Here is a 15,848-nt window from a genome sequence, read left to right on the forward strand (position 1 = left end):
TGGATATGATTTTCAGGGATGATAAGTATATGTCGGATAAATTCGAGCCTTACCTAAAGAGAAATGAGAATAATAGCGAGTTTAGTGCCTGGGAATATAAATCGATTATAAATAATGAAGCGAAAGTTGAAATTAATGAAGAGGAGCGGTTTCTCGCCGAGTGTGAACGTTTAAAGCAGGAGGCTAAAGAAAAAGGCTATGCAGAAGGCATACAACAGGCACAGGCTGAAATTAATGAAAAAAGAAAACAGTTTATATATTGGTTTGATCTACTGCAAAAACCGATAAAACTTGTGGATGAACAGGTTACTCAAGAAATAATTCAAACTATAATTTGGTTAACTCAGCATTGTATTGGTGTGGAACTATCTGTTAATCCTAATAAATTAATAGATTTACTCAATGCCATCAAATCTGAATTGCCTTCCCTAAAAACCTATAAAGTGCTTGCCATGCATCCAGAAGATGTTACCTGGGTCAAAAAAGAATTTGGTGAAAAAGAGATACCTGGTCTGCAAGAGATTTTGGTGGCAGATCCTTTATTAAATCGAGGAGATTTTTATTTAAAAGGGGAAGATAGTGAATTAGATGCTCGAGTATATACCCGTTTAGCCACTTTATTCACAAAGTATATTACTCACGATCTGATTGAACCTTTGCAAAACTAAGGTGAACAGATGAAAGTTTACGAGTCACATCTGGCCAAAATATTGCCTGAAATTCGCGAAAAAAAGCATTTAGGATTATTACATTGTGGTCGCATAAGTCGGGCTGTCGGCCTCACACTGGAGGCTAAAGGTTTTAATCAACCTGTTGGTGCGCGTTGTTTTATTACTATTGATGAATCACGCACGATTGACGCTGAAGTTGTTGGCTTTAGCCAAGATCGTGCTTATTTGATGTCCATAGGCGCGATTCAGGGGCTTGCTCCCGGGATGATTATTACCCCAACGGGACGTGTTGCTCAGGTCGAAGTGGGGGCTCAATTATTAGGGCGAGTTATAAATGGTTCTGGAGTTCTTATAGATGACGGTCCTCCTCTTGAGCTAAATGAGGTATATCCTTTAATTAGTCCCATAATTAATCCTTTAAAAAGAGCGGTCATTGATACGCCCCTAGATGTAGGAATACGCGCAATTAATGGATTACTTACTGTGGGACGTGGCCAACGAATCGGATTATTTGCAGGATCAGGAGTAGGAAAATCTGTTTTGTTAGGAATGATGACTCGTTTTACCAAAGCTGATGTGGTTGTTGTGGGTTTGATTGGGGAGCGTGGTAGAGAGGTCAAGGAATTTATTGAATTGAATTTAGGTGAAGAGGGTTTAAAGCGCGCAATTGTTGTGGCGGCACCTGCAGATGAAAGCCCTTTAATGCGTTTACACGGTGCTAAAGTAGCTACGAGTATTGCTGAGTATTTTCGCGATCAGGGCAAGCATGTACTCCTGCTAATAGACTCTTTAACTCGTTTTGCTCAGGCTCAAAGAGAGATTGCTCTATCTATAGGTGAAGCGCCAGCAACTAAAGGATATCCCCCTTCTGTATTTGCCAAATTACCAAAACTCGTCGAACGTGCGGGTAATGGCGAAACTGGCAGTGGTTCGATTACTGCATTTTATACAGTCTTAACGGAAGGCGATGACATGCAAGATCCTATTGCAGATGCAGCACGAGCTATTTTGGATGGGCATATTGTTTTAAGTCGGTCTATTGCTGAAGAAGGACAATATCCTGCTATTGATTTGGAAGCTTCAATTAGTCGGGTAATGCAAACTATAGTATCTGAGCAACAAATGAATGATATGCTATTATTCAAAAAGAATTTATCACTGTATGAAAAAAATAAAGATTTCATATTGCTGGGCGCTTATGCAATGGGAAGTGATCCAAATCTCGATAAGGCGATTCAATCTCGAGATAAAATTCGCAGATATATGGAGCAAAGTATCAATGAACGGTTTCTTTATGAGGAAAGTGTGGATATGTTATCCCAGTTAGCATCATCTTTTGGAGTTAATGGATGAGTCAGCGATTGGAACGTTTAAAACAGCTTTTACAGATTAAAAAAGAAGCAACTTATGCTGCATATCATGAGTTTTTAAAAGCCCAGGAGCAATTTAAGCATAATAAGTTAAAGCATGATCAGTTGGTTGCTTATCGACAGGATTATCTAAAGCAAGTTGAGAAAATTGGTCAACAAGGAACAGCAGTTGCTCGACTACGTAATCGCATCGATTTTATTAGCCATTTGGATACGGCTTTAATACAATTAACCGCACATTTGGCTCATTTAGGAAAAATAAGGGCAAAGGCTGAACTCAAATATAAACAGACAAAGATTTCTGAAGAAGGGGTTGGCCAATTGGTAGATCGGGTTAACAAGATCGAACAACTCAAATTACAGCGCATCGAACAAAAAGAAAATGATGAGTATGCGCAAAAGCAATGGTATAGTAAAAAAATCAATGAGTAATCGAACACAACGCGTGAGTACAGTATTAAAAAGAGTTTGGATGCTTTTAGCTGTCCTAATTATCTTTATGGCTGTTTTATCCAGCATATTTCGCTCTCTAACTCCCTGGGCAAAAGAATATAAGGGAGAAGTAGAACATCGTCTATCAATCCTTATAGGGCAACCTGTAACAATACAAACAATGGAAACAGGATGGTATTGGTTTCAACCTGTACTTAAATTAAATCAGGTTACTTTGGGGGATGATTCAGAGCATGATTTTCATATCAATAAATTGTTAGTCGGAATTAACTTATTTAAATCATTATGGAATTGGCAGATCCAACCGGGAGTTCTCTTTATTGATGACATGCATCTCAATTTGAGAGAAAAAGATAATCATTGGTCTATTGATGGTGTTGCTACCGATCCCCTAAATAGTACCGAGATGACGCCAGAGAAAACCAAGCGGATTTTGGTCTGGCTCTCGCAGCAAGAACACTTAATCATTAAGCATGTTTCAGCTTATTTCCATTTTAGCGACGGGGGCTTGATTCCTGTTGATGGTTTAAATGTATCGGTAGCAAATCGCGGTGGACATTATAAGTTTAAAGGAGAGGCGCAACTTGCACAAACAAGCAGTACTAATTTTCAACTGTTAGGTGATGGATATTTTGATCCCGACAATTTTGAGGATATTGAAGGGCAATTTTATTTTTCAGCTAAAAATATAGTGCCTGCTCAATGGCAAAATTTGTTTCCTAAGACGACTGAGCATTTTGAGGGGGGAAAGGGCAATATTAAGGTCTGGCTTGATGTACATCATGGTGCAGTTTCTTCAGTGCAAGCACAGATAACCTTTAAGCGGCTGGCTTGGCGATTGCTGAATAATCAAAACAGTCAACTTATCCAATCATTCTTTGCAAATCTTTCATGGAAGCCCGACAATTTAGGCTGGCAGCTCCAAGCCGATCCAATTAAATTGCGTATTGGTGGTGTAGCTTGGCCTGAGAATAAATTATTGCTTAAATACAATAAAGAACAACAAAGTTATCTATTATTTGCAAAATCAATCATTATTGAATCATTGTTTTCTGATGCAATTAACTGGCCTGAAAGTATCCAGAACATATTGGCTATGAAACCGCAGGGAATTTTAAAAGATACTCAGGTCCTGGTCTCACTAAATACCAATGTTTCGGTTATTCCTCCAGTCCCGGTTTTTAGCACGGTTACTGAAAATGAGCATTTGCAATCAGAATCTTCGACCGTACTTAACACAACCCCAAATGCTACGGACACATCACAAAAAAGAGGGAATGGTTTTTCTATTGATGACTATTCTATAAATTATATTTTAACACGTTTTGAGCAGTTAGGATGGGATGCCAAAGATGATATTCCCCAAGTAAAAAATCTTTCAGGTGTTATAAACTGGCAACCCGAACAAGGGCGATTGGAGCTTGACTCTGAAAATACTTCGATAAAGGTTAATGGTTATCCAGAGCAAACATTAACACTACTTAATGGTGCTTTTGACTGGAAGGAGTTGAATGATGGTTTACGGGTTAGTATGGAACGGTTTGTAGTAAGCCAGCCTGAATTAACATTAAGCATGCAGGGCGCGGTAGATCAGGTGACTCGCCAATCTGTGGGTCATGTTCGTCTTGGTGCGGAATTTTCTGGTAAAAATTGGCAGCAATGGGTTCCGTTTTTACCTAAAAAATACATGAAACCTAAATTGTATCTTTGGCTAAAAAATGATGTAAAACGGATTGCTAATGCGAGTGGAAGGGTAAGAGTTAATGGTATGGCAAAAGATTTTCCTTTCGATAACAATACCGGCGAATTTATCATAGAGAGTTTTGCAAGTGGTGGAGAGATAGCAATCAACTCCAAATGGCGGGCTATAAAAGAAATTGATGGATTTATTCATTTAAAAAACCGGGATCTTAATATTGATATAGTCCATGCTAATTTCCAGGGTGTACCTACAAAAGAAATGTATTTGCGTATCAATGACATTGGAAAGAATAAAGAAAATTTGCTGGTGACTGGAAAAATTGATGCATCAGTACAAAAAATGATTAATTATGTTATGGCTTCTCCTTTAAGGAAAAAGCTAACCCTTTTAAAAATGCTGTCCATTAAAGGCTCTGCCTTACTCAATTTAAGCGTACAGGTTCCTTTATATCCAGAAAATGATGAGGTACTTGCTAAAGGGAATCTCACCTTTAAAAATAATACAATTACAGTGAATCATGAAGTAGCCCAATTTTCTGTGAAAAATCTATCAGGCGGGTTGATGTTTAATGAAACAGGGATAACAGATAGTTACTTGTTTGCCACAATCTTGGGACATCCAATGAACATCAAAATTCAATCGGTTAAAACACCAATGCCTGCAACAACAATTACGATCAATGGGAAATGTACCGTTGATTCTTTGAAAAACCAATTTAGATTGCCCCAACTTGCTGTAGTTGATGGTTCTTTAGATGTGAACGCAGTATTAAAGTTAAGTGATAAACCTTCCGAAGCAGACAGTATCAGTTTTAATAGTACTTTAGAGGGGATGGATGTAAATTTACCTACTCCTTTAGGTAAAAAATCAAATGAAAAGACCCCCTTGGAATTAACTCTTGAGCTCAATGCGAAAAAATCAATGCGCTTACGAGGTAACTACGATAATCGTTTAAGCGCGGATCTATTATTTAAAAATTCTAAAGAGGGGTATGCCTTTGATTCTGGACAGTTGCGTTTAGGTAGTGCAAATGCTGTAAATCAAAAATTACCCGGCCTTTCTGTTGTAGGTGCCTTAAAAGGATTCGATCTCCAGGAATGGAAGGATATCTACAGTCAATTTTCTTCTGCAAAAACAGACTCATCTATATTAAATAATTTGCGAATTATTAATATAACTATAGATAAATTCAGTTTTTTGAAACAGCAGTTTAATAGAATTATAGTGAAAGCAAAAATATTACCGAGTAAAGATTGGTCTTTTAATTTACAGCAAAAAAATGTTGCTGCTGACTTAATTTATCATGGACCTACCAATGAATTAAGCGGTCATGTGCACCATTTAAATTTGGATAAAATGGATACCGCAGGTAAAGAGTTTGCTGAAACGACACAAATGCATCCAAATCAAATACCAAACCTTAATTTGCGTGTTGATAATTTGTCTGTGGGAAAAGTGCAAGTGGGGGATGTAACTTTGAAGAGTAAATCCACCACTGAAAAATGGAAAGTCGATTATTGCCAAATTACATCTCCAGTCTATCAATTTAATGTTGAGGGGGAATGGATTCAAAAAGAAAATGTAAATCAGACAAATCTTGATGTAAAACTGAATATCACAAATTTAGCTAAAACTTTAGAGCGTTGGAATGTAACTCCTGCTGTTCATGCAAAAAAAGGGTATATGGAGTTTCATGGGGGTTGGAAAAAGAGTTTGTATCAATTTTCTCTTGCCGCGCTAAAAGGAACTATGTATTTACAACTTAAAAATGGAAGAATTACGAATTTAAGCAAGGACACAGAAGAAAAGTTAGGCCTAGGTAAATTATTAAGTATTCTAAGTTTGCAGACTATTCCACGCCGTTTACAATTGGATTTTAGTGATTTGGCACATCAAGGCTATAGTTTTGATATTTTTCAGGGAAATTTTAGTGTGAATAAAGGAATCATGGGTACACAGGATAGTTATCTTGATGGGCCTGTTGCTTATGCAAGTATGAAAGGAGATCTTGACTTAGTGAAACATACCTATGACCTGAACTTAAAAATATCTCCCCATATAACCGCGAGTTTGCCTGTGGTTGCAACTATTGCTGGCGGTCCTGTAGCAGGTGTTGCAGCTTGGGTGGCGAATAAAATTATTAATCAGAGCATGCAAAAAATATCTGCATACAGTTATAAAATTTCAGGGCCATGGAGCGAGCCTGTTGTACAACAGCTCGGCATGGTAAAAAAAATAATGAGAAAAGAAGAATCATTATCGGAGAGTAGGTAGTTTTGTAGTGATTAAATTTAATTAAAAAATGAAGACTTAAATGTTACATCTAATATTTGATCGTTATTGGGATATTTGCTTATTAAAAGAAAGTCCAGAAAATACACCTTACTCTATTACTCGAATGGTTTTGAGTGCTTTCTTATTGGCTTTACTTATGGCGGTCGAATGGGATTACGCTTATTTCAACTCTACTGAAAAGATGATAAATTCTTCTGGGGAGATGATAAATAATGTATTCACCTCCATATCTTTAATTATCTCCTATGTCATTTATACTTATCTTGTGTTGTTTGTTAAAGGATTGACCCCGAGGCTTGTGCAGACAGTCACTTCATTGTACTGTATTAATATTATCATCCATATATTAATTATTCCTCTATTGATTATTGGACCATATCTTTCTCTGGTTAATTTAAGAAATCCTTTATTTTTATTTATTGGCATTCTTTATTTATTTTTAAGTTTGGGATTATCTGTTTGGCAGATTGTTATCACAGCTCATATATATAAGTTTGCATTAAACACTACAGCGATTCAATCTGTATTGGCTGCATTTGGCTTAATAGCGGTTAATATTTTAACTATTTCTTTATTACAATGAGATTAGGATTATCATGCATTTACATATTTTAGGTATAAGCGGCACTTTTATGAGCGCCTTAGCTTTGTTGGCGCGTGATGCGGGCTATAAGGTTACTGGAAGTGATGCCAACTGTTATCCGCCAGTAAGTGACTTACTCGCAGCAAAAGGAATAACCTGGAATGAAGGTTATGATGATACTACTTTAGCATTACAAGCAGATCTGGTTATTGTGGGCAATGCCATTAAAAGAGGTATGCCAGTACTCGAAGCTGTAATTGAATCAGGCAAACCATATACTTCTGGACCACAATGGCTTGCTGAAAATATTTTATCCAGATATCAAGTAATCGCCATTTCTGGTACCCACGGTAAAACAACAACTACGTCAATGGTTGCCTGGATTTTGCATCAAGCAGGATTTAATCCTGGATTTTTAATTGGTGGGGTCTCATCTGATTTTCAAACAAGCTCTTGTCTTGGTTTGGGTAAATGGTTTGTAATTGAAGCAGATGAATATGATAGTGCTTTTTTTGATAAACGTCCTAAGTTTATGCATTATCGTCCAAGAATCGCTATTTTAAACAATCTGGAATTTGATCATGCAGATATTTATCCTGATTTAGCAGCGATTCAATTGCAATTTCATTATCTGATGAGAACTATCCCTGCAAGTGGTGTTGTGATTAAGCCTCGAGATGATAAAGCACTTAATGAAGTGATTGCTCGTGGTCAATATTCGCGAATTGAAGAGTTGAGTTTAGGTGATAGTGCACAATGGACAGCACAATTAATTGAAGAGAATGGTTCAGCATTTAAAGTCTTGCATGATGGCAAGGAAGTGGCTGAAGTTAGATGGCCTTTAATTGGGCGTTTTAATGTGGAAAATGGCTTGGCTGCTCTTGTTGCCAGTGTAAATGCTGGAGTAAGCCCCAAAGTAGCAGCTGAAGCGTTAGAACGTTTTACTCCAGTAAAGCGTCGTTTAGAGGTTCGATCCAATAAATATGGTATAACACTTTATGATGATTTTGCGCACCATCCTACAGCCATTATGCGAACAATCGATGCTTTAAAACAAAGTAAGAGACATCAACGTATTTTTGCGGTGTTAGAATTTGCCTCATATACCATGCGTACTGGTGTTCATGCTAATGAAATGGCACATGCTTTGGAACCAGTGAATGGCGCATATGTTTTGGAACCGAATGATTTTAATTTGCACGAAACTGTAAACAACTGGACTTGTCCCTATAAGATTTGTAAAAACCATGATGAAATAATTAGAGAGGTGACTGGGGTTGTACAAGAGGGGGATGCTGTTTTGGTCATGAGTAATCGAGGTTTTAATGGAATTCATCAAAAATTAATCAACTCTATAGACGAGCGCTTTTCAAGATAGTTTATAACCTGGGCGAAGCGTACCCGCTTCACCCAGGCTTCCTTTAGTTTTTTTAGTTATGCTGCACCTTTGTTCGCCCGGGCTTAATTTCTTTGCTCTTCACCTCTTTCTTACTTGAGTTATCCTCGAACGTATTGGACATAAAAAATTATAAAAAAGACTTTTAATTCTTTTTATGTTCAATTAGTTAAATTAATAGTTGCATTATTTTTTATAGGTTGCTATAAAAAATGAAGGCGTTTACATTTTTGGACAATGACGCGTTGCAGTTATTGCGGGTCAATATTTGCAGGAGGGACGCAATGACAATGTTGTTTGCCGAATTTCAGCAAAAAGCAAGAGGACTAGCGACGTGTTTAGCGCGAACTAATGGACAACATGCGGGATGTTTAAGTTTTTTTTCCCTATTCATTTCGAGACATGCTGCCATGGATGATGCGACCACAATAAGTATGCTGGCTCACAGTTTAGATGAGACATATGAATTAATCCAATATGTTAAAGTCGTTAAAAGAAATCCTGAGCTAACTCTAGATGATTTCAATGAATTTAGAAGAAAGGTTATTATTGGAATATATTTGGTCAAGTGGTTTCAATATGATTCCTCGGTAAGTAATTATCTTCATCAAAGTTTAATTGATTTATTTCGCAGTCATTTAGACATTCAATCTCTTGAAGACATGGATAAGGATTTTTTTAACTCATGTTTGAGTGAGTTTAGTTACTATTGCACCTTTGTATATGAACGAAGAGAAGAAAAAACATATAAGGATCTAAACGAACGATTAGGAGCAACAATTCAAAAGGATATTCATGAGACAAAATATTTTTCGTTTAATAAGAACTCTTCATCCTTATATGGCTTTTATAAAGGGGTTATGAGTTCTCTAGGAATGAGTATGTATTAAGGAGGATGTATGACTTTTATCCCGCCAGCATTTGCAAAATTTAGAGTCAATACGCTTAATCTAGAAGCAAAATACTCCACTTTATTAGGAAGATATAAAGTAGTGGATAGTCAGGTCAATGATGGATCCTCTGTAGTACAACAATCTAGCCTTGAAGTATTAATTGCTAGAACAAATGAGGTAATAAAATGTAAATCGGGCAGAGATACCCAGGTTGATGTGTTTAATTTACTCATAAATGAACTGCGGCAAATTCCCAAAGAGGATAAAGAAAAAACCAAACAAGGTACTTTGTTTTTATTAGGTGCATTAATTCATCGCTATTTTCGGTTGATTAAAGAATATGATGATTATAATGCATATGCATCTTGGACCTACTTTGGCAAATGTGATGTGACCACTTGCAAGTTATTCCAAGCCATAAGAAGAGCTTTGCAATTTAAAGAAATAGATGTTGTCAGAAAAAGATATAAAGAGGATGATTTAAAGATTCTTGATGTTGTAACCATCGTAAAATCATTAGAAGTTTTTCGTGATAACATGTTGCTTGAAGATAAAGAGAAAGTTCCCCGTTTCATGAAGTACCCCCATTTTGTAAAGGATGAACATTTCAAACAGTATCTTCAGGATATTATTGATGAGCAAAGAAAACGTGGCGCAGCAGTGTTACATCGATTTAAAGCGATTGATTTTGTTAAATCTCTAGTGACACAAATCGAAAGCGAACGCCAACAGCTTGAAAAAGATATGGAGAAATGGTGTAGAGGGGTTGCAAAAGATTATAGGAATTTTAATTCGTTTAAAATTTTAGACGGAGAAACAATTAATGCCAGTCTGATTAAACATGTTGAGTCAGAGACATCAAGAAATGCAATATTTAGTTTATTTTATACTCCCTCGGTTCAAGATGATCTTGAATCGATTGATCACAGTAATTTTTTGGGAAAGATGAAAGATTGTTCTGATTCTACATGCAGTTACATGCTTTTTGGTGGTTATGTATTACTACTGCAACAACTAAAGCTCCTTGATACAGATCTGTTATTTATTATCCAACAGGCTTTAGGTCTGGAACGATCTCTGGATGAATTGTCAAAAGAAGATATGTTAGACGGTGTGAAATTTCTCAAACGGTTCATTGAGTCCAAACAGGATACTGCCTTTGATTGTGAGTTTTTTGAAGGAGCAGAGAAGATGCATACTGCGATTGCTAGGGCTGAAAAAGAACTTACTTTGCAAGTAGCACCGAAAAAAGAAGAGAGCGAAGTGGTGATTCTTACGGTTTAATTTTTATTGCAAACTAACCTGGGGTCGCGACCCCCAGGTCACACTGTATCATTTCCTCTTGTTTTGTTTAAATACTCGTTTTCTTGCTGGATGTAGTTGAGATCAAAACGAAATAAATTAAATTTTGTGTTTTTATCATAAATATCAATTTGTTCTATTTTTTTTAACTTATTGACTAGATTTATGGAGAGCGGAAGGCCACATAATTCAATAAACACCTTAATGAACCACATAGTGAACATCATGGTAATGAAAACAGAGTTAGGTAGTGTTTTATAAAATGCAATCGCTGTAAAAATTACACTATCCAGCCCTGAGGCTAAAAATGTAGCAAAAAGAAATCTTCCTCCCATATACCGTCCTTGAGTCTTAACTTTGGTTTTGGCAATAAGGTAAGAATTGAACGATTCGGCAATTAGGTAACTGATAAATGATGCCAAAATAATTCTGGAGTTAATGGTTAACAGGGTATCGAAAATAGCATTATTGGTGGTAAAATTAGGATTGGGCATATGGATGACAAGTTGGCCATATAAAATAAAAAATAAATTAAATACGAACCCACACCAAATAGTACGACGTGCATATTTATAACCATACACCTCAGTAATCAAATCAGAAAGCAAAAAGGATAATGGAAAGATCAGTGTTCCAGCATCAGTTGTTAAGCCCCAAACATTAATTAACCTTGGATCAAACCAATTAGCCAGTATAATGATCATGGAATAAGTTAAGGTCAAATACCACAAATAACTCGAATGAATAATAATTCTTCCATTTCCAGATAGATTATTTATGGTTGTATCCATGATTAAAGCGCTAATGAAAACGGATTAAAATTAGTTTTTACATCATAATGATCGACATTATCTTTTCGTTTTAAATAATTTGAAACACGATATGTGATGGGCAACGCACATACCTCATACAATACTTTGAGTAAATACATTGTTCCAATAATTTGCCAAATGCCTGCGTAGGGAATTAGGAACAAAAAGGCAATATGAGTAAAAAGTACTGTATCAATACCCACCCCAACCATCGTGCTTGTAATCGCACGCAGCCACAGACGCTCCCCGGATGTCAGCACTTTGAGTTTGGCTAAAATAATTGAATTGGCAAATTCCCCAAAAAAATAACTAATGACGGAAGCTACGAAAACTCTTAATGTTCCTTGATATACTGTTGCATAAGCTTCTTGATGAGACCAGTAGGGCGAAGGGGTCAGATAAATGGTAAGCCAGGTGCCCAAGAATACAATAGTATTCGCTAGTAATGCCATCCAAATGATCCGCCTGCTAACTTTAAATCCATATACTTCAGTCAGAATATCATCAAAGACATAGGTTAAAGGGAAAAAAATTAAACCCGCAGCAAAATTGATGGAACCAAAAGCAGCTATTTTAAAGGCTGCTAAATTCGATAAGATTAAAAAAGTTGTGAACAGTATTCCAACACTAATAACACTGGATTTGTTTGCGGGGGTTTGTTTGGGGAATCGTTTAATTAAATCCAGATTCTTGGTTTGTTCTGCAGAATATAAAGCCGCAATATGTGCTACATCTTCATGCGAAAAATTATCCAGCCATTTTTTTTGATACAATTCGCTTACTGACTTGTCAAAGGTTACTGCTTTTCCAGTAACTTGCACTGTAACATAAACTTTTGCAGTGTTTTGATAACTCTCATTAACTGAGATAATCCGATAAGCATTAGAAATAATTTTATCCGCTGGAACTTGGAACAGTTGTTTTATTCGATGAAATAATTTATTGATCATGTTTTTAGATTGAGAAAACAATAATGTATGACATGCTTATTATGCCCAAAAGTAAAACAAAAGTCAGTACACTTGTGCCTGAGAACCTTATTGGTCAAAGCATTCAAATGGAGCCTCTTGCTTTAAGTCATTACGAGAGCTTGCGTCATCCAGCCAATGACGCGCGAATTTGGACTTATATGCCCAATAAAGCGAATGGTAAATTTTATGATACCTGGTTTCAGAATTGTTTGATGAAGCAGCTCCACGGCATCCAACTTACCTATGTAATAAGACGGTTAAAGGACAATGAATTAATTGGAAGCCGAGCTTATTATGAGATAGATCTGCAACATAAAAAGCTAGAAGTTGGTTATGGTTGGTTTACACCGTCAGTGTGGGGGAAGCACTATAATCACGAGTCTTTGCTGTTACTGTTTCAAAATGCATTTGAGATCTGGAGTATCAATCGCATACAAATTGCAACAGACCCTCGTAATGTCAAAAACTACAATACGTTAAAAAAATTGGGAGCAACACAAGAAGGTATTCTCCGTCAACATATGATTCATCACAATGGCCAGGTCACAGATACGGTCCTGTTTAGTATCCTTGCCGGAGAATGGCCAGAGGTGAAAAAACGGTTAGTAGAACGGTTAAAGCGTATAAAGTGTTAAGAAGTAATCTAGATAGCATTGGATGAGGTATAATGGGGTCTGCTATTCAGTTATCTGCTTCCCGCAGACAAGCCGCGGGAAGCAGGGGAGAAAGTCGAGAATCCTTCACTTAATGGCCAGCACGACTATGACTCGCTCATGCGGCCATGATTAATGACTTGTAAATTTCATCTCACCCTCTTTATAAGTGACTTTAATGGTATCACCTGCCTTGAATTTTCCTGTCAATATATCTTGAGCCAGAGGATTTTCCAATTGTTGTTGAATGGTGCGTTTTAAAGGCCTTGCCCCATATACAGGATCGAAGCCTGCTTCTGCTAAGTGTGATAATGCTTCCTGAGCTACATCAAGATGGATATCTTGTTGTTTCAGGCGTTTTTGCAAATAACCAATTTGGATTGCAGCAATTTTCGCAATTTGATCTTTAGCAAGGGAATGGAAAACTACGGTATCATCAATGCGGTTAATGAACTCAGGACGGAAGTGCTGGCGCACCATTTCCATTACAGCATCCTTAATTTGTTCGTATTTAAATTTATTCCCCATTTCCTGAATCAGATTGGAGCCCAGGTTTGAGGTCATGACAATAATGGTATTGCGAAAGTCAACAGTACGTCCTTGGCCATCAGTCAAGCGTCCATCATCCATCACTTGCAGGAGTATGTTGAACACATCCGTATGCGCTTTTTCTACTTCATCAAGCAAAATAACGGAATAAGGCCTGCGTCGAACCGCTTCCGTTAAATAGCCTCCCTCCTCATAACCAACATATCCAGGTGGCGCCCCAATGAGACGGGCAACAGAATGTTTTTCCATAAACTCGGACATATCGATGCGTACCATCGCATCTTCGGTATCAAAGAGAAATGAAGCAAGGGCCTTACATAATTCAGTTTTACCCACACCAGTAGGACCAAGGAATAAAAATGATCCAATAGGACGGTTAGGATCGGATAATCCTGCACGTGAACGACGAATGGCATTGGATACAGCATCTATTGCCTCATTTTGACCTATGAGACGATGATGCAATACTTCTTCCATCCTCAGTAATTTTTCTTTTTCACCTTCCATCATCTTAGCTACAGGTATGCCAGTCCACTTGGAAACGACTTCTGCCACTTCATCTTCTGTCACTTTATTACGCACTAATTTATTTTCATGAGATTCTGCTTCAGCCACTTGTGTCAAACGTTTTTCAAGTTCTGGAATACGTCCATATTGTAATTCAGACATTCTACTCAAATCTCCAGCTCGACGTGCGGTTTCCATTTCAAGTTTTGCTTGCTCAAGGGCCTCTTTAATTTGAGTTGCTCCCTGCATCATCGCTTTTTCTGATTTCCAAACTTCTTCTAAATCAGAGTAGTTGTGTTCCATCTCGTCAATTGTATGTTGTAAGTCATCAAGTCGTTTTTTAGATGCTTCATCGTGTTCTTTTTTGAGTGCCTCACGCTCAATTTTTAATTGAATCAAACGTCGTTCTAACTTATCCATGCTTTCGGGTTTAGAATCAATTTCCATGCGGATCAGGCTTCCTGCTTCATCGATTAAATCAATCGCTTTATCGGGAAGTTGTCTGTCCGTAATGTATCGGTGCGATAAAGTAGCAGCTGCGACTATAGCTGGGTCAGTAATTTCAACCCCATGATGTACTTCGTAACGCTCTTTTAAACCACGAAGAATAGCAATTGTATCTTCAACACTGGGTTCATCAACAAGAACTTTCTGGAAGCGCCGTTCCAAAGCAGCATCTTTTTCGATATATTGTCGGTACTCGTCAAGAGTGGTTGCACCGATGCAATGGAGCTCACCGCGCGCTAAAGCTGGTTTGAGCATGTTTCCTGCATCCATTGCGCCTTCCGCTTTTCCAGCTCCCACCATAGTATGAAGCTCATCAATAAAGAGAATAATTTGACCTTCTTGTTTTGCTAGATCGTTTAGAACAGCTTTCAATCGCTCTTCGAATTCACCGCGAAATTTTGCTCCGGCAATCAATGCCCCCATATCCAATGAAAGTAACCGTTTATTTTTTAGACCTTCAGGAACTTCACCATTAATAATACGTTGTGCCAATCCCTCAACAATTGCTGTTTTACCTACGCCGGGCTCACCAATTAAAACAGGATTATTTTTTGTACGCCTTTGCAATACTTGAATGGTTCTGCGAATTTCATCATCGCGACCAATTACCGGGTCTAATTTACCTTGTTCTGCGCGGGCGGTTAGGTCTAGAGTATATTTCTCAAGAGCTTGACGTTGTTCCTCGGCATTAGGATCGTTAACCGTTTCTCCACCACGCAATTCATTAATTGCATTTTCTATTGCTTTCGCTTCACCACCTGCTTGTTTTAGTATGCGAGAAAGACTGCCTTCCTCACTTATTGCCGCCAAAACAAAAAGCTCGCTGGAAATAAAATTGTCTTTCTTTTGTTGCGCCAGCTTGTCAGTAAGATTTAATAGACGATTTAATCCATTTGAAATATGGATATCACCTCCCATACCAGCAACTTTAGGAAGTTTATCTAACGCCTGATCTAAAAGGGTTCTTAAGAGAGGGATATTAATACCAGCCTTACTAAGCAGCGGTCTGCAAGTACCTCCTTGTTGATCCAGAAGCGCCTTCATTAAGTGTTCGGGTTCGATAAAGCCGTTGTCTCGTCCTAAAGCCAGAGATTGAGCATCTGCCAGAGCTATTTGAAATTTTGATGTTAGTTTATCCATTCTCATGATGTATAACCTTCTAATGGTTAATGGGTATTAATTTT

Annotated in this window: 12 protein-coding genes; 9 read left to right on the forward strand and 3 right to left on the reverse strand. The window is 37.5% G+C overall.

Translation table 11 applies throughout. From position 1 onward, the window contains the following. The first annotated feature begins 29 nt into the window (after positions 1 to 29). From LXO92_RS09820 to LXO92_RS09855, 8 genes are all read left to right on the forward strand, one after another. Entirely contained in the window at positions 30 to 668 is a 639-nt protein-coding gene (locus tag LXO92_RS09820; protein ID WP_182352498.1) for a flagellar assembly protein FliH, read from the forward strand. Positions 669 to 677: 9 nt separating this feature from the next. Continuing rightward, on the forward strand, positions 678 to 2,024 hold the full coding sequence (fliI, locus tag LXO92_RS09825; protein WP_182352499.1) for a flagellar protein export ATPase FliI: 1,347 nt from the start codon (positions 678 to 680) through the stop codon (positions 2,022 to 2,024). Further along, positions 2,021 to 2,473, forward strand: coding sequence for a flagellar export protein FliJ (gene fliJ, locus LXO92_RS09830; protein WP_232890873.1), 453 nt, complete (start codon positions 2,021 to 2,023; stop codon positions 2,471 to 2,473). The genes fliI and fliJ overlap by 4 nt, the downstream gene beginning before the upstream one ends. After that, on the forward strand, positions 2,433 to 6,470 hold the full coding sequence (locus LXO92_RS09835) for a YhdP family protein (RefSeq protein WP_425600746.1): 4,038 nt from the start codon (positions 2,433 to 2,435) through the stop codon (positions 6,468 to 6,470). Before fliJ ends, LXO92_RS09835 begins: the two co-directional genes overlap by 41 nt. Before the next feature lie 40 nt (positions 6,471 to 6,510). After that, a complete protein-coding gene (locus LXO92_RS09840; RefSeq protein ID WP_182352501.1) occupies positions 6,511 to 7,074 on the forward strand; it encodes a hypothetical protein in 564 nt (187 codons plus the stop codon). 13 nt (positions 7,075 to 7,087) lie between these two features. Next, on the forward strand, positions 7,088 to 8,452 hold the full coding sequence (gene mpl / locus LXO92_RS09845) for a UDP-N-acetylmuramate:L-alanyl-gamma-D-glutamyl-meso-diaminopimelate ligase (RefSeq protein WP_232890874.1): 1,365 nt from the start codon (positions 7,088 to 7,090) through the stop codon (positions 8,450 to 8,452). Positions 8,453 to 8,754: 302 nt separating this feature from the next. Continuing rightward, positions 8,755 to 9,360, forward strand: coding sequence for a hypothetical protein (locus tag LXO92_RS09850; protein ID WP_182352503.1), 606 nt, complete (start codon positions 8,755 to 8,757; stop codon positions 9,358 to 9,360). 9 nt (positions 9,361 to 9,369) lie between these two features. Next, on the forward strand, positions 9,370 to 10,647 hold the full coding sequence (locus LXO92_RS09855; RefSeq protein WP_182352504.1) for a hypothetical protein: 1,278 nt from the start codon (positions 9,370 to 9,372) through the stop codon (positions 10,645 to 10,647). A 38-nt stretch (positions 10,648 to 10,685) separates the two neighbouring features. Here LXO92_RS09855 and LXO92_RS09860 read toward each other — a convergent pair whose 3' ends face one another. Continuing rightward, positions 10,686 to 11,456: a queuosine precursor transporter gene (locus LXO92_RS09860; protein ID WP_182352505.1), complete on the reverse strand. Its 771-nt coding sequence runs from the start codon at positions 11,454 to 11,456 to the stop codon at positions 10,686 to 10,688. 2 nt (positions 11,457 to 11,458) lie between these two features. Then, complete coding sequence (locus LXO92_RS09865) at positions 11,459 to 12,427, reverse strand: queuosine precursor transporter (protein ID WP_232890875.1); 969 nt, start codon at positions 12,425 to 12,427, stop codon at positions 11,459 to 11,461. A gap of 23 nt (positions 12,428 to 12,450) precedes the next feature. Between LXO92_RS09865 and LXO92_RS09870 the strand changes: the two genes are divergently transcribed. Next, positions 12,451 to 13,083 carry a GNAT family N-acetyltransferase gene (locus LXO92_RS09870; RefSeq protein ID WP_182352507.1) on the forward strand — a complete coding sequence of 211 codons (633 nt, stop codon included), beginning with the start codon at positions 12,451 to 12,453 and terminating at the stop codon, positions 13,081 to 13,083. A gap of 150 nt (positions 13,084 to 13,233) precedes the next feature. Here the strand turns inward: LXO92_RS09870 and clpB are convergent, their stop codons facing one another. Next, positions 13,234 to 15,810 (reverse strand): ATP-dependent chaperone ClpB, encoded by a 2,577-nt coding sequence (gene clpB, locus LXO92_RS09875; protein ID WP_182352508.1) that lies wholly within the window; start codon positions 15,808 to 15,810, stop codon positions 13,234 to 13,236. Positions 15,811 to 15,848: the final 38 nt, after the last annotated feature.

Source organism: Legionella resiliens (assembly GCF_021344005.1).
GTDB lineage: Bacteria > Pseudomonadota > Gammaproteobacteria > Legionellales > Legionellaceae > Legionella > Legionella resiliens.

Excerpts from the sequence above, each read along its gene's own strand:
- clpB (WP_182352508.1), bottom strand. The coding sequence starts at position 15,810 with ATGAGAATGGATAAACTAACATCAAAATTTCAAATAGCTCTGGCAGAT.
- LXO92_RS09840 (WP_182352501.1), top strand. The coding sequence starts at position 6,511 with ATGTTACATCTAATATTTGATCGTTATTGGGATATTTGCTTATTAAAA.
- mpl (WP_232890874.1), top strand. The coding sequence starts at position 7,088 with ATGCATTTACATATTTTAGGTATAAGCGGCACTTTTATGAGCGCCTTA.
- LXO92_RS09850 (WP_182352503.1), top strand. The coding sequence starts at position 8,755 with ATGACAATGTTGTTTGCCGAATTTCAGCAAAAAGCAAGAGGACTAGCG.
- LXO92_RS09855 (WP_182352504.1), top strand. The coding sequence starts at position 9,370 with ATGACTTTTATCCCGCCAGCATTTGCAAAATTTAGAGTCAATACGCTT.
- LXO92_RS09870 (WP_182352507.1), top strand. The coding sequence starts at position 12,451 with ATGTATGACATGCTTATTATGCCCAAAAGTAAAACAAAAGTCAGTACA.
- LXO92_RS09820 (WP_182352498.1), top strand. The coding sequence starts at position 30 with ATGTCGGATAAATTCGAGCCTTACCTAAAGAGAAATGAGAATAATAGC.
- LXO92_RS09860 (WP_182352505.1), bottom strand. The coding sequence starts at position 11,456 with ATGGATACAACCATAAATAATCTATCTGGAAATGGAAGAATTATTATT.
- fliJ (WP_232890873.1), top strand. The coding sequence starts at position 2,021 with ATGAGTCAGCGATTGGAACGTTTAAAACAGCTTTTACAGATTAAAAAA.
- fliI (WP_182352499.1), top strand. The coding sequence starts at position 678 with ATGAAAGTTTACGAGTCACATCTGGCCAAAATATTGCCTGAAATTCGC.
- LXO92_RS09865 (WP_232890875.1), bottom strand. The coding sequence starts at position 12,427 with ATGATCAATAAATTATTTCATCGAATAAAACAACTGTTCCAAGTTCCA.
- LXO92_RS09835 (WP_425600746.1), top strand. The coding sequence starts at position 2,433 with ATGCGCAAAAGCAATGGTATAGTAAAAAAATCAATGAGTAATCGAACA.